Source organism: Paenibacillus oryzae (assembly GCF_001675045.1).
Lineage (GTDB): Bacteria > Bacillota > Bacilli > Paenibacillales > Paenibacillaceae > Pristimantibacillus > Pristimantibacillus oryzae.
Genome location: NZ_LYPA01000074.1, coordinates 1 through 14,402, shown reverse-complemented (window position 1 = coordinate 14,402; position 14,402 = coordinate 1). Strand labels below are relative to the sequence as shown.

The 14,402-nt window shown below is 49.8% G+C and carries 11 protein-coding genes; 6 read left to right on the top strand and 5 right to left on the bottom strand.

Annotated elements, in window-relative coordinates; genetic code table 11:
• Positions 1-7: 7 nt before the first annotated feature.
• From A7K91_RS21040 to A7K91_RS21020, 5 genes are all read right to left on the bottom strand, one after another.
• On the bottom strand, positions 8-1,891 hold the full coding sequence (locus A7K91_RS21040) for an FtsX-like permease family protein (RefSeq protein ID WP_068686447.1): 1,884 nt from the start codon (positions 1,889-1,891) through the stop codon (positions 8-10).
• A complete protein-coding gene (locus A7K91_RS21035; protein ID WP_068686445.1) occupies positions 1,863-2,630 on the bottom strand; it encodes an ABC transporter ATP-binding protein in 768 nt (255 codons plus the stop codon). Before A7K91_RS21035 ends, A7K91_RS21040 begins: the two co-directional genes overlap by 29 nt.
• A 93-nt stretch (positions 2,631-2,723) precedes the next feature.
• Positions 2,724-3,725 carry a sensor histidine kinase gene (locus A7K91_RS21030; RefSeq protein WP_068686443.1) on the bottom strand — a complete coding sequence of 334 codons (1,002 nt, stop codon included), beginning with the start codon at positions 3,723-3,725 and terminating at the stop codon, positions 2,724-2,726.
• Positions 3,722-4,429 (bottom strand): response regulator transcription factor, encoded by a 708-nt coding sequence (locus tag A7K91_RS21025; RefSeq protein ID WP_068686441.1) that lies wholly within the window; start codon positions 4,427-4,429, stop codon positions 3,722-3,724. Before A7K91_RS21025 ends, A7K91_RS21030 begins: the two co-directional genes overlap by 4 nt.
• Positions 4,426-5,427, bottom strand: coding sequence for an ROK family protein (locus A7K91_RS21020; RefSeq protein WP_068686440.1), 1,002 nt, complete (start codon positions 5,425-5,427; stop codon positions 4,426-4,428). Before A7K91_RS21020 ends, A7K91_RS21025 begins: the two co-directional genes overlap by 4 nt.
• A gap of 416 nt (positions 5,428-5,843) precedes the next feature.
• On the opposite strand from A7K91_RS21020, the gene A7K91_RS21015 reads away from it, so the two are divergent.
• The 6 genes from A7K91_RS21015 to A7K91_RS20990 all read left to right on the top strand — a co-directional run bounded on the left by A7K91_RS21015 (position 5,844) and on the right by A7K91_RS20990 (position 14,149).
• The gene (locus A7K91_RS21015; protein ID WP_068686560.1) at positions 5,844-6,854 is read left to right on the top strand and encodes a methionine ABC transporter ATP-binding protein; all 1,011 of its coding nucleotides are present in this window, start codon (positions 5,844-5,846) and stop codon (positions 6,852-6,854) included.
• Positions 6,855-6,976: 122 nt separating this feature from the next.
• A complete protein-coding gene (locus tag A7K91_RS21010) occupies positions 6,977-7,642 on the top strand; it encodes a methionine ABC transporter permease (RefSeq protein ID WP_068686559.1) in 666 nt (221 codons plus the stop codon).
• A gap of 74 nt (positions 7,643-7,716) precedes the next feature.
• Positions 7,717-8,610 carry a MetQ/NlpA family ABC transporter substrate-binding protein gene (locus tag A7K91_RS21005; RefSeq protein ID WP_068686437.1) on the top strand — a complete coding sequence of 298 codons (894 nt, stop codon included), beginning with the start codon at positions 7,717-7,719 and terminating at the stop codon, positions 8,608-8,610.
• 257 nt (positions 8,611-8,867) lie between these two features.
• Positions 8,868-10,037, top strand: a complete 1,170-nt coding sequence (locus A7K91_RS21000; protein ID WP_068686435.1) for a MalY/PatB family protein — start codon at positions 8,868-8,870, stop codon at positions 10,035-10,037.
• Positions 10,038-10,692: 655 nt separating this feature from the next.
• Complete coding sequence (gene glpK, locus A7K91_RS20995; RefSeq protein WP_068686433.1) at positions 10,693-12,192, top strand: glycerol kinase GlpK; 1,500 nt, start codon at positions 10,693-10,695, stop codon at positions 12,190-12,192.
• 73 nt (positions 12,193-12,265) lie between these two features.
• Positions 12,266-14,149, top strand: a complete 1,884-nt coding sequence (locus tag A7K91_RS20990) for a glycerol-3-phosphate dehydrogenase/oxidase (protein WP_068686431.1) — start codon at positions 12,266-12,268, stop codon at positions 14,147-14,149.
• The last annotated feature ends 253 nt before the right edge of the window (positions 14,150-14,402 follow it).

The window sequence follows — 14,402 nt, the reverse complement described above, 5'->3', positions numbered from 1 at the left end:
CCGTATGCTATAGCACTGACTTGATCTGCTTGATGTACAGATGCCGGACGACCAGGTAATAAACCGCCTGAACCGCCAGGAAAATGCCAAGCACCGTAACCGACTCGTAAACAATTGGATACTGCAGCATTTTGGATAAGGAGGTTAAGGCAACCGCCCCGTGGATTAAAGCAACAAGGATAGGAGCAAAAAACAAGATAGCCAGCTGGCGAGTCAGTACGGCTTCCAGCTCTTTGTCGCTGAGTCCCAGCTTTGCTATAGTCTTGAATTTGGTCTTGTCCTCATCCAGATCGCTGTATAGCCGATAATAGATAAAGCTGCCTGCGGATACAAAAAAGACGATGCCAACAAACAAGCCAATGAACAGCATAGGAGCGTAAAGCGCATTTAATTGGTGTTGCTCGTAAGCTGGCGATGAGTAACTATAAAGCAAATCTTGATAGGCGATACGGCCAGCCAGACTTTTTCCAACGGCTATAGCCTTCTCATGCCCAGGTTCAGCAAACCATCCATAATACCGGCCAGCTTCAACGGGGTTCTGAAAGCCGGCATAAAGCTCGTCTGATGCCACCAGATAACCTCTTTCTCTAGGCAATGCCATCGTTTCGAGCGGGGTAACCAAGGCTTTTGTTGCGCCGTCCGGCATCAGCGTCCTTGTATGGGTCAGCTGCTCATTTTCATAAGCCATTTGCAAGCCGACATTAACTAATACGACCTCGTCATTGCCTAAATCCAGCAACGGCTCATCCATCGCTCCAGCAAATCTATTAAAGGTGCTTTGATTAATAATGGCTACCGGAGACTCCGCGCCTTCGATGTCGTAATAATTGATGGTTGTGTCCATCAGCTTGGCCTCAACGGAGTTGTCCGCAAGCGCCCGCTTAATGATTTCGATATGCTCCTGCTCCTGCTCATTGCCGGCTTTGGAGCTGTAGTCGACTATATAATGATTGTTTTCAAATCCTTTGTTTAACAACGTTTTTCCTATATACAAGGCGCCGATCGCGCTAAAGGAAACCGTTGAGACGATGGCGACCAGAAAAAAGGTTCGAGCGTTGTCCTTCATCCGGTAACTGAGATCCGACATTAGAATCAGGTTGCGTCCCCGCCAGAAAAAGAGCTTTTCCTTCTTCAGGCTTTGAATGATTTTGACGCTAAGCTGGGTAAAGAGAAAATAGGTCGCTACAATAACAAGCGGCGCGATTACAGGAAGCAGCACAAGGGATTCAAGTCCTTGCACAGTTAGCGCAAGCCAATAACCAGCGGCCATCAGCACTGCGGATAGCAGCGACAGCCAGATCGAGCTGACCGGCTCCGAACGTTGACGCTTCGTGCCCTTGATCAAATCAATCAGCTCTTTTTGTCTCAATACGACAGAAATAAAAAAGGATATGGCTACAAAAAGAATGGAGTAGGACAGCAATGTTATCCAGATGCTTTGAAGCGGAAAATAAAAATCCAGTGACGCTTCCAGTTGAAGCACATTTTCGCCCAGCAGTAAAATGCCTTTGGCAAAAGCCGTACCCAGAGCAATACCGCCAATCGTAGCGCCAAAGCCGATGATGATGTTTTCCAAAAAAATCATCCGGCGCTGCTGGAGAGGCGACATGCCGTGCAAAATAAGCAGGCCAAATTCATTCGATCTGGATTTCAGAAACGCGCTCATGGAATACAAAACGAAAAAAAACGAAAACACGTAAATAATCCACTTAGCCACCGACAGCGGTCCTCCCGCCGATGAGCCATCAGAGGATGCAATGATAGCGGGATGGTAGGCAAAGATGGAAAAGGTGAAAAACACAATGACGGAAAACATGCTGCTCAGAAAATAGGCGGCGTACAATCGTTTATTGCGGAAAACGTTACGGAATGCGAACTGGCGAAAGGTCACCTGAACGTCCCCCTAACAATGACAACGTATCAATAATTTTTTGAAAAAAATGCTGGCGGTTATCGCCGCGGTTCATTTCCGTATAAAGCTTGCCGTCCTGAATAAAGACAACGCGGTGGCAATAGCTGGCAGCTACGGGATCGTGAGTGACAAGCATCATCGTCGTGCGTTCGGTTTTATTGATATGCTCCATCATTTCCATAGCGTCGCGGGCTGATTTGGAATCCAGATTGCCTGTCGGCTCATCAGCAAGCAGCAGCTTGGGCTCGTGAATCATCGCTCTGGCGATTGCGGTACGCTGGGCTTGGCCGCCGGATATTTCGAATATTCTTTTGTTCAGAATATCCGTTATGCCCAGCTTTTCCGCAATAGCGGCGGATTTGCTTTTCATGATTTTAACGCTAACGTTTTCCAGTGTGAGAGGGAGCACGATATTTTCCTCGACCGTAAGCGTATGAAGCAAATTGAAATCCTGAAAAATAAAGCCCAGCTCGCGTCTGCGAAATTCCGCCAGCTGTTGTCTTTTTAGCGACGTGATGTCTCTTCCGTCGAATGTTATAGTCCCGGAGGTTGGCTTGTCGATCGCGGCAGCGATTTGCAGCAGCGTCGTTTTGCCGCTGCCGGATGGCCCCATGATGCCTACGAATTCGCCTCTCTCTATCTTCAAGTGTATATCCGTCAATGCCTGATAAGGCACCTTGCCGGAATAGATTTTTCCTACACCATTCATGTTAAGCATGGTTGTTTTGCTCCTTTCGTCATATCCTCGCTTTGTACGTTTAGTATAGGGACGAAGGAGTTATTGCAGCTATCGATTTTTCTTTCGGCTGTATTACAGATTTGTAAGACTATGTCCCGAACGGAACAGGAGTGACACGGTTGTGCCTTCGCCCTCCCGCGATTCAAGCTGGATATCGTGGCCCAGATGACGGGCGGCCTCCTTAACCAGATAAAGCCCCATGCCTGTAGATTCACGCATGCCGCGGCCGTTTTGCCCGGTAAAAAAGGGATCGAACACCCGTCCCAGATCTGCAGCGGGAATGCCTATTCCTTTATCTTGCACCGACAGGGCAGGGCAGCCATCCTGCATAAAGAGTGTAATTTCAACTTTTCCGCCTTCGCTGCTAGAATATTTGATGGCATTTCCAATGATCTGGGAAAGCATAAAAAACAGCCATTTTTCATCGCTCTCCGCAACCAGTCCTTCAGCCTTCTCCTTAACCTCCGGAAATACGCCTTGCAAAATAAACAATCTCCGGTTGTCGTGGACCACCTCGCGAACAAGCTTTGCCAAATCCACGGCTTTAATATGAAAATCCTGCCTGAAACCTCGTAAACGAGCCATGTAGAGCACGGTGCTTAGTCCTGACCGCATACGCTCCAGCTCCTCGCGAATGCTTTCGACGCCGGGGGAGTCGTCATGCTGCAATGTAAGCTCGATAACGGATAAGGGGGTTTTCATTTGATGCACCCACTGGTCCATAAAAACCAAATGCTCCTCCTGCTGCCGCTGAAGCTTGCCAACCTCCTGCTGATACAGCTGGTATTGCTCGTGGAGCAGGTTTTCCAATGCTGCCGCGGCAGGGGATTCGCCCAGCTTTTCGTAGGAATCCGTGAAGGCCCGCAAGGGCTGCTGGAGCTTCTCGTAATAACGCTTGCGGCTTGCATAATGGTAGAACAAATACCCTCCCATCATGAGCAGGCTCAGAAAGAGGGCATAAAAAATAAGGGATAAATTACGATAGCCGTCCAGCCAAAACAAGCCGGCTACTATACCAAATTGCAGCACCTGGATAAAAAGGAGCAGCCTGTGCTCGCGAAGGAAAAGATTCAAGGCTTCTCCCCGCCTTCTCCCGGGTAATTCAAGCGGTATCCGGCGCTTCGCACAGTCTCCAGCGCCTCTTCAATGCCAAGCTCCAGCAGCTTTTTGCGCGTACGGGCAATATTGACATTCAATGTATTTTCATCGACATAAGATTGATCATCCCATAGCCTTTCCAGTAAAAAGCTTCGGCTAACGATGCGTGGCGCTCGCTCCATAAGCGCCTCCAGCAAATCGCCCTCCTTGCGTGTCAGCAAAACCTTGTGCTCCTTCAGGTGCAGCTCCAGCCGTTCGGTAAAAAGCCGGAGTCCCGCAAGCTCCACGACCCGTTCCTCGTTTTTTTCTGAATATTCTCCGTATGCCCGCCGCAGATGACTCTGGATGCGGGCCATTACAACGCTGTAGTGAAACGGCTTGGTCAAATAATCATCTCCGCCGTTTTCCAGCGCCATGACCTGATCCATCTCCCCGTCCCGGGCGGATATGAACAAAACGGGGCAGGTGGAGACGGTGCGAATCTGACGGCACCAGTAATAGCCGTCGAAGCTGGGCAAATTAACGTCAAGCAGCACAAGGTCCGGCTGCAGGGCGAGAAAGCTGTCCAGAATGGCATCAAATTGATTAGCCAAAGTAACCCTGTAGCCGTATTTTTGGATATGCTCCTTCAGCAATCCGGCAATTTTGCTGTCGTCCTCCACGATCATGATATGTCTCATGCCTTTTGCTCCTCCTTGCCTCCGCTCCATTTGCCGAGGCTGCGCTCATAGGCGTAAACGGCCGCTCCAAGCATTCCTGCCTTGCCGCCCAAGCGGGCGGTAACAATGCTGCAGGCTTGGCGAGGCATTTCCAGGGCATGGGCATTGATGGCTTCGCGTGTTGGCTGAAGAAGCCGTTCTCCGGCTGCGGACATGCCGCCTCCGATGATAATCAGCTCCGGGTTAAATAAATTGATAACATTGCTTAACCCGAATCCAAGCAATGTACCCGTTTCCTGAAGCACCTCGGCTGCCAGAACATCCCCTTGATCATAAGCCTCAGAAATCATGCGGGCGGTGATCCTCTCTGGTTTTCCAAGCGTCCACTCCGCGATGATGCTTGTTCTTCCTTGGCTCAGATGTTCCTTGAACGTATTGACCATGCCGATTGCGGATACATACCGTCCCAGACAGCCGGAGCTGCCGCATTTGCAGGGACGGCCTTCACGGTACATATTCATATGGCCGATCTCACCTGCGCTTGAGGTGGCGCCGTAAAGCACGCGACCGCCCATGACGATGCCTGAGCCAAGTCCGGTACCCAGCGTCAGCAGCACCAAATCCCGGCACCCGGCTCCCGCGCCGAAGCGCCATTCCCCGTACAGGTTGACCCGAACATCGTTGTCGATAAAGATGGGGAAATCAAAGGTACGGCTCATAATTTCTATGACATTAACGTTGCTCCAGCCCGGGAAGTTGGGAGAAAATACGGAAAACCCCGTTTCAGGGTCAAGCAAACCGGGGATGCCCATACCCATGCAGGAGACATCAGCTTTGGTCATTCCCAATTCGTCAAGCATGGCTTTAGCCAGCTCGGCAATACGATTCAGAACATGTTCCGGTCCGCCGTCGGCTTGCGTATCTATCATTCTGTCCGTAAGACAGTTAAAGGAGAGGTCGTAGACGGCGGCTTTTATATTGGTGCCGCCAAGGTCAATTCCTATAATGCAGTTATTCATCGTGATTTCCTCCAATAGGCATGTAGATTCTACCAGTTTAGAGCGGAACCGGAAGAGAATCAAGTCACAAAACCCGCATGTTTTAGTAGGAATGTGGATGTAAATACTGGAATATCTCCACCGCGTTTATAGGAAACCCAAAGGTTTAAATATCCTTTAAAATGTGATCATTATCATTTATTTCGCGATGTGCCGCTTGTGTTGTGATTCGTGTCATGGCAGCGCATTCCGGTATCGCGTATGATCCAAATTGATATTTATATGGATGGTTGTGTTCCAAACAATAACAGGATTAGGGTATAATTTTAAGGTTGTTATTGCTTCCAAAATATACTATACTAATCCAATAAGATAAGTATGGATTAGTGGGATTGAGGCCGTAACAACTGCTATAGACTTGCAGAGGAGTGTTTGTCCTGATTGAGCTAATCGGCATTGATAAAGAATACAGGGCGAAGGACCGTATCGTTACCGCGCTTCAACACATCAATTTGACAGTGGAGAAGGGAGAGATTTTTGGCGTTATAGGCCGTTCGGGCGCTGGCAAAAGCACGTTGCTCCGCTGCGTCAATTTGCTGGAGCGTCCAACAAACGGAAAGGTTCTGGTTGGCGGCCAGGATTTGACTTCGCTGAAGGAAGGCGAGCTGCAAAAGGAACGCAAGCGGATCGGCATGATTTTTCAGCATTTTAATCTGCTCAGTACAGCGACCGTGGAGCAGAATATTGCGTTTCCGCTAAAGCTGAGCAAGCTTCCGAAAAAGGAAATCGCCGCAAAGGTTGCTTCGCTGCTGGAGCTTGTTGGTCTAAGTCAGCATCGCAAGCAATACCCTTCCCAGCTATCCGGCGGGCAGAAGCAGCGGGTCGGCATTGCGCGGGCGCTGGCCAGTGATCCCGATATCTTGCTTTGCGATGAGGCAACCTCGGCGCTGGACCCTCAAACAACGGAAAGCATACTTGAGCTGCTAAAGGACATTAATACCAAGCTGGGAATTACCATTTTGCTCATTACACATGAGATGGGTGTCATTCGAGCGATTTGTGATCGGGTCGCTGTCATGGACCAAGGCGAAATTGTAGAGGTTGGCGATGTGCTTGATGTTTTTTTGAAGCCGCAGCATGAAGTCAGCAGGCAGTTTGTTAGCGAGGTGGCGGACAGTATCGACAGCAGCGCGTTTTATAACGGAGCGGGCTCGGGCGGACGGATATTGCGCATTATTTTTCGCGGTGAGCAAACATATGAGCCGGTGCTGTATGAAACGGTCAAGGAAACCGGGGCGACCTTTGCCATCCTTCAAGGAACGGTTTCCCGCATGAAAGACACGCCTTATGGTCAACTGGTCGTGGAGCTGAGAGGAAGCGATGCCGACGTTGATGCCGTTGTTGGCGGCTTGTGCTCCCGCGGACTGGAGGTGAGCGTGCTCCGATGAATGGCATTCTGTTGAATCTGCTGAATGGCTCCCTGTTAAACGGATTTCAGTTGAATGGAACTCTGTTGAATGGGACTTTGTTGAATGATACTTTGTTGAATGGAAAATCGCTGCTGGGACGGATGATTAGCTACTTCGATGAAATCAATTGGGATTTGATGTTTAAAGCCACCAGGGAAACCTTGTATATGATGGGCGTTTCGCTGCTGTTTACCATCATTTTGGGCCTGGCGCTTGGCATTATTTTGTTTCTGACCGGACCGGGGCAGATGCTTCAAAACAAAATTTCTTATTTCGTGTTGTCGCTGGTTGTCAATATGCTGAGATCGGTGCCTTTTGTTATTTTGATGATTTTGATTATGCCCCTTACCAAAATGCTGATAGGCACCTCCATTGGCGTACAAGGCGCAATTCCGCCGCTAGTTGTTGCTGCTGTTCCGTTTTTTGCAAGACTGGTGGAGGCTGCGCTTCGCGAGGTGGATCGCGGCGTACAGGAGGCAGCGCAGGCAATGGGCGCTACCAAGTGGCAAATCGTATGGCATGTGCTGCTTCGCGAAGCCCGGACCGGCTTGATTGCAGCCGTGACGATTACCGCGATTACGCTTGTATCGTATACGGCAATGTCAGGCATTATCGGCGGCGGCGGCCTTGGCGATTTGGCTCAGCGTCTCGGGTATCAGCGCTTCCGCACGGATGTCATGATCGTTACAGTAGCTTTCCTTCTTGTGCTTGTACAAGTGCTGCAGATGGCGGGCGACGCATTAGTCAAGCATTTTAGCAGAAAGTAGAATAAAGATACCAGAATTAGATAGTAGAAATTAGATATTAGATACCAGATACTAGATATGGAGGAGAGAATGAGATGAAAAAAACAGGATGGGTTTTGGCTTTGGTATTAATGTTGACAGTGGTATTGGCAGCTTGCGGAGGCGGCTCCAAGGAAGGCAGCGCAAGTCCGGAGCCATCGGGCTCCCAGGCTGCGGCTACGGAAGCTCCAACCGATGGTTCTTCTACTGAAGCGCCGGCCCAAGAAGTTACCCTTAAAGTAGGGGTATCGCCCGTGCCGCATGCCGAAATTTTGAATTTGCTTGTTCCTGTCCTGAAGGAGCAAGGAGTCAATCTTGAGGTTGTTGAATTTAGCGACTACCTCCAGCCCAATATTCAAGTTTTCGAGAAACAGCTGGATGCAAACTTCTTCCAGCACACTCCTTACCTGGAGAAATTCAATGCCGATCACGGCTATGATCTTGTGAACGTTGCCAGCGTGCACGTTGAGCCGTTTGGCGTTTATTCCGACAAAATTACAAGCATCGACGAATTAAAGGACGGCGCCAAAATCGCAATTCCTAACGATCCGTCCAACGGCGGACGTTCCTTGCTACTGCTGGCCCAACACGGCTTGATTGAACTGGATCAAAATGCGGGAGTAGACGTAACAGTGGCCGATATTAAAGCAAACCCAAGAAAGTTTGAAATCGTTGAGCTGGAGGCTGCTACTTTGCCTCGCGTATTGGACCAGGTGGATATTGCCGCAATCAATACCAACTTTGCGCTTGAAGCCAATTTGAACCCGGTTGAAGATGCGCTTTTTATTGAAGACAAGGATTCCCCTTATGTAAATATTCTGGTTACCCGTCCTGACAATAAGGACGACGAAGCGATCCAGAAGCTGATCAAAGCGCTGCATTCGCCTGAGGTTGAAACGTTTATTAATGAAACCTACAAAGGCGCTGTAGTTCCTGCTTTCAATAAATAATGTAGAGCAAGATCAACTGATAAGCGTTCCACTTATACAGGATACCGCTTTTAGGATACCGCTCTTAGGATACTGTTAGTTAGCTTACCGCTCCGTCTTGCTGAATGCAGCAAGCGGAGCTTTTTTTGCTGAGGAGTACATAATGATTATCTTCGTATTACCACCCAAAGCAAGCTGGTTGTTGATCGAAGGTTGAATAACCGATAAGATAAAGAAAAGCTTGTTCGTCATTTATTTCATCAGAAGAGGTGTAGTCAATGTCCTTTCATTTTGATACTCTGATTGATCGCCGCAATACAAGATCCTACAAATGGGATCAGCGCGAAGCCTTGTTCGGCAATAAAGATATTTTGCCGCTATGGGTAGCGGATATGGATTTTCCCAGCCCTCCGGCGGTTCAGGAGGTTCTGAAGCAACGTGCTTCGCTTGGCGCTTACGGGTATGCCATTCGTGAAGATAGCTACTTTGAGAGTATTCAGAATTGGTTTCAGCGCCGTCATAACTGGAAGCTGGAGAAGGAATGGATTGTGGATTCGCCAAGCGTTGTAACAACGCTTAGCCTGGCCGTTGAATTGTTTAGCGAACCCGGCGCGCCGGTTGTTCTTCAATCCCCGGTTTATTATCCGTTTTATGATGTCATTACCAGCAATGAACGGACTGTAGCCACTAATCCGCTGGTCATCCGGAACGGCCGCTTCGAGATGGATTTTGATCATTTGGAGACTCTTTTCCAGGGTGGCGCCAAGCTGCTGCTGCTGTGCAGTCCTCATAATCCAGGCGGACGGGTATGGGACCGCGAAGAGCTGGTTGCGCTGGGAGAGCTTTGTCTGCGTTACGGAGTCATTGTTGTATCCGACGAAATTCATTGCGATCTGGTTTTTGACGGACATCAGCATACCCCGTTTGCAACGTTGTCTCCGGCAATTGCCGACATTACGATTACCGCGCTGGCCGCTACCAAAACCTTTAATTTGCCGGGATTGTTAACCTCCTTTATGGTCGTCTCCAACAAAACATTGCGAAGCCAACTGGAAAAAAGGCTGAAGACGCTAAGTCTGCATATGGCGCAGCATTTTGCCCAGGATGCTGTGGAAGCAGCGTACCGGGAGGGCGAGGAATGGCTTGAGGCGATGCTGGAATACGTAAAGGGGAATTTGGATTATGCGCTGGCTTATTTGGAGGAGCATGCTCCCCTAATTAAGCCGCTGAAGCCGGACGGGACCTATCTTCTATGGCTGGATTGCCGGGAGTTGGGACTGGACAAAAACGGCTTGAAGGATTTGATGTACAAGAAAGCAAAGGTGGCTTTTAATGAAGGCTCTATTTTTGGCAGTGAGGGAGAAGGCTGGCTGCGCATGAACCTGGCATGTCCAAGATATATTGTGGAACAGGCGCTAGCGCAATTTTGCGAAGCAGCAAAGGGCTGATTAAGCCTCAGGCTGCCATTACTTCTTGGATTCTTGGTGCTTAAGCCGCTAATCATTAAGACGAAATCTAGTTGGAGGGAAATGCTTTCGTTTCCTCTCCAACTTTTTTTATCTGCTCCATTGCTGTGTCAAGGGTAATCGTTGCTGAGAGGAGTAAAGCAGGCTGGGAAGAGGGATGAATAATCCTCATTAATGAAATTCAACAAAAGACGGATTACTGGTTTACATTGCTGCCGGTGTATTTGTTTCGGACACAAATGTCCGTAAGAAGGCCAAAAAGCAGCTATTCTCAATTTCAACGGAAATTTATGTCCATTAGAGCTTCAAAATGTATGAAAAAACCGGTTATTTTTGCTGTAACAGACATTTTTGTCTGTTACAGAGGACAATAGCCTTGAAATCCATCTCTACCGGACATTTGTGTCCGGTAGAGTTTGAACCCCCTGTTTATGACAAGCATCCCGGTTGTATTCCCATGTATGTTCCATACGTGTTCCATACGTGTTTCATACATGTTCAATACCCATTCAATACGTATTTCATACCGATTTGATACCTGTTTCTTTGGCTTTTGCTTCCTAGAAATCTTTTTCTTCACCAATTGTTTCAAACCATGCATAATGTGATTAAGTTCTTTAGAGATAAGGAGGGGCTTATGAAGCACAAGCAATCCTACATAATGGCGATTGATCAGGGGACAACCAGCACCCGCGCCATGATTTTCGACCGCAAGGGCGAAGTTGCAAGTTCAGCCCAGGAGGAGATTAAGGCCTATTATCCCAAGCCTGGCTGGGTTGAGCAGGACGCCAATGAAATTTGGCTTTCGGTGCTTGGAGTTATGGCTTCTGCGCTGCTTAAGGGAGATATCGCCGCGGATCAGATACATGGCATCGGCATTACCAATCAAAGGGAAACAACTGTAGTCTGGGACCGGCATACGGGCCGGCCCGTGCATCCCGCAATCGTATGGCAATCGCGTCAAACCGCGGATATTTGTCAGGAGCTGATCAAGGCGGGACATGAATCCGCGTTTCGGGCCAAAACCGGCCTGCTGGTGGACCCTTATTTTTCAGGAACCAAAATCAAGTGGATTCTGGATCATGTCGAAGGTGCGAGAGAACGCGCGGAGCGGGGCGATTTGCTGTTCGGCACGATAGACAGCTGGCTGATCTGGAAGCTGACCGATGGCAAAAGCCATATTACCGACTATACCAACGCATCGCGGACCTTGATGTTTAATATTTACGAGCTCAAGTGGGATGAAGAGCTGCTGGAGCTTTTGGGAATACCTGCCGCCATGCTGCCGGAGGTTCGTTCTTCTTCTGAGATTTATGGGAAAACGGCGGAACACTTGTATTTCGGCAATGGCATTCCTATTGCAGGAATTGCAGGGGATCAGCAGGCGGCGCTGTTTGGTCAAGCATGCTATACAAAGGGAATGGCCAAAAATACCTACGGTACAGGATGCTTTATGCTGATGAACACGGGAAGTGAACCTATCGTGTCCAAACATGGTTTGCTGACCACCATTGCGTGGGGTATTGATGGAGGGGTAGAATACGCGCTTGAAGGCAGCGTTTTTGTTGCGGGCTCGGCCATTCAATGGCTGAGAGACGGCATGCGCATGATCAAGTCGGCGGCGGACAGCGAGCTTTATGCGGCAAGAGTTTCCTCGACAGAGGGCGTTTACGTTGTGCCCGCGTTTGTTGGATTGGGCACTCCTTATTGGGATAGCGAAACGCGCGGAGCCGTATTTGGCCTGACCGGGGGAGTGAAAAAGGAGCATTTTATCCGTGCCGCCCTGGAGGCGCTAGCTTATCAGACCAAGGATGTGCTGAAAGCAATGGAGGAGGACTCCGGCATTGCGCTTACTGCGCTCCGCGTCGACGGCGGCGTTGTACGCAACAATTTACTTATGCAATTTCAGAGCGATATGCTTCAGGTGCCCGTCGAGCGGCCCGTCGTCAATGAAACGACAGCGCTTGGTGCGGCTTATCTTGCCGGGCTGGCAACCGGTTTTTGGAAGGACCGCGATGAAATTCGCCAGGTGTGGCGGCTGGAGACAAGCTTCGAGCCTAATATGGATGAGTCTCGGAGAAATGAACTGTACAGCGGCTGGAAAAAGGCGGTTCAGGCAGCACGAGCGTTTAAGTAAACGCAACAGAGGAACATTATTTCCGATGCATCATATACGGGAAGCAAGAGGGAACGCATTGGAGGGGATGAGTATGGAAAACCAGTTTTCATCCAAACGAAGAACCTTGCATCTGATGGAGCTGGAGCGCAGGCAATGGGACTTGCTAGTCATTGGCGGAGGAATTACAGGAGCGGGCATTGCGCTGGATGCGGCGGCTCGCGGAATGAAAACCGCGTTGATCGACATGCAGGATTTTGCTGCGGGGACATCAAGCCGTTCAACCAAGCTGGTTCACGGCGGGCTCAGATATTTGAAGCAATTCGAAATCGGAATGGTGGCCGAGGTCGGAAAGGAACGTGCGGTTGTTTATGAAAATGGCCCGCATGTGACTACGCCGGAGCCTATGCTCCTGCCCATATATAAAGGAGGCACCTTTGGCCGCTGGTCAACGTCGTTTGGACTGAGATTATATGATTTTTTGGCCGGGGTAAAACGTGGCGAGCGCAGAAGCATGCTTAATCGGGAGGCTGTGCTTAAGAAGGCGCCAATTTTGAAAAGGGACGGGCTGAAGGGCGGCGGCCTTTATGTGGAATACCGCACGGACGATGCGCGTTTATGCATTGAGGTGGTCAAAAAGGCAGTGCAGCTTGGTGCAAAAGCAGTCAACTATGTCCAAGCAGAGGAGCTTCTGTATGAAAACGGGCGTTTGATCGGTGTGCATGCACGAGATCGTGCTGGAGGGCGCTCCTGTACTATAAAAGCCAAAAAAATAATTAATGCCGCTGGTCCATGGGTGGATGATTTGCGGAAAATGGATGCATCCAGAACCGGTAAAAGCTTGCGTTTGACTAAAGGGATTCATCTGGTTTTTGATCAAAGCAGGTTTCCTCTGAGCCAGGCTCTCTACTTTGATACGCCCGACGGGCGCATGATGTTTGCGATTCCGCGCGATGGCAAAACGTATATCGGCACAACCGACACAGACTACACCGGCGATCCCGCTAATCCCGATATAACGCCTGAAGATGTCGAATATGTGCTTTCAGCCGCAAACGGGATGTTTCCCGGCCTGGGGCTGAGTCACGCTGATGTGGAGTCTGGCTGGGCCGGCCTTCGTCCTCTCATCTATGAGGAGGGCAAGTCCCCTTCGGAAATTTCCCGCAAGGATGAAATTTTCCGCTCGCCGTCTGGCATGCTGACCATTGCCGGCGGGAAATTGACCGGCTATCGCAAAATGGCGGAGACGGTGACGGATATCGTCGCCCGCGAGCTGGCTCAGGAAGGAGCATCCCTGTTTGGTCCATGCACGACTCGCAGCATACCGGTGTCCGGCGGCGATGTAGGCGGATCAATCGGTTATCCCGAATTTTTGGACAAAATGGTGCTGGCAGGCCTTCACGCCGGATTGGCTCGCAACGACGCCGAGGCGCTGGCTCGCCGCTATGGCTCCAACACGGAGCAGGTGCTGGCTTTGCTGCCTGAAACGAACGAAGCGGCGAATGGATTCGCATCGAAACAATTGGAGCCAGCCAAAGAGGCAGAGGATGTGCCTGTAAGAACGGTCGAGTCTGAAAAAGCATCTTTACCTGGTAGAGCGGCCGAGTCTGAAAAGGCGGATTTGTCTGGTGGAGCAGTCGAGTCTGAAAAGACGGCTTTGTTTGGCGGGGCAGGCAAACCTGGCAGTTTCGGCGGTGTTATCAGGCCAAGCTTGCCTAGACATATCCATGCGGCATTGTTATATGGAATTCATAACGAGGCTGCGCTGAAACCAGCCGATTTTTTGGTCAGGCGAAGCGGCATGCTGTTATTTGATATTTACTCCGCACGAATATGGGTGGACGCGGTGGTCGAGATAATGAGCCGCGAGCTTTCTTATTCCACTGATCAAGCATTGGCCTATCGCAAGGAGCTGGAAGAGGAATTCGCCAAGGTGGAAGCCATCCGCTATTACGACAAGCCCGAGCTGTCGCTTTAAAATCAGCAGAAATTATAATGAAACTCCCCAAAAAACGGCCACATTGCAGCAATAGCCAACCCTGCTGCACCGTACAAATCTGTGCCCCATCAGAGCCGAACGGAGCGATTTTGTAAGAAAAAACGTACAAACCTGCGCTCCATCAGACCCGATCGAGCAGTATTGTATGAAAAATGGACTTATGTCAAGAAAGTAGACAGTACATGAAGAAACCCTTAGTTGACGCGGCTTGCGAATTGCTTCGAAAAACGTG

What these genes read in the sequence shown, in the direction of transcription:
- glpK (WP_068686433.1), top strand. Translation starts at nt 10,693, where the DNA reads ATGAAGCACAAGCAATCCTACATAATGGCGATTGATCAGGGGACAACC.
- A7K91_RS20990 (WP_068686431.1), top strand. Translation starts at nt 12,266, where the DNA reads ATGGAAAACCAGTTTTCATCCAAACGAAGAACCTTGCATCTGATGGAG.
- A7K91_RS21035 (WP_068686445.1), bottom strand. Translation starts at nt 2,630, where the DNA reads ATGCTTAACATGAATGGTGTAGGAAAAATCTATTCCGGCAAGGTGCCT.
- A7K91_RS21005 (WP_068686437.1), top strand. Translation starts at nt 7,717, where the DNA reads ATGAAAAAAACAGGATGGGTTTTGGCTTTGGTATTAATGTTGACAGTG.
- A7K91_RS21010 (WP_068686559.1), top strand. Translation starts at nt 6,977, where the DNA reads ATGATTAGCTACTTCGATGAAATCAATTGGGATTTGATGTTTAAAGCC.
- A7K91_RS21025 (WP_068686441.1), bottom strand. Translation starts at nt 4,429, where the DNA reads ATGAGACATATCATGATCGTGGAGGACGACAGCAAAATTGCCGGATTG.
- A7K91_RS21000 (WP_068686435.1), top strand. Translation starts at nt 8,868, where the DNA reads ATGTCCTTTCATTTTGATACTCTGATTGATCGCCGCAATACAAGATCC.
- A7K91_RS21020 (WP_068686440.1), bottom strand. Translation starts at nt 5,427, where the DNA reads ATGAATAACTGCATTATAGGAATTGACCTTGGCGGCACCAATATAAAA.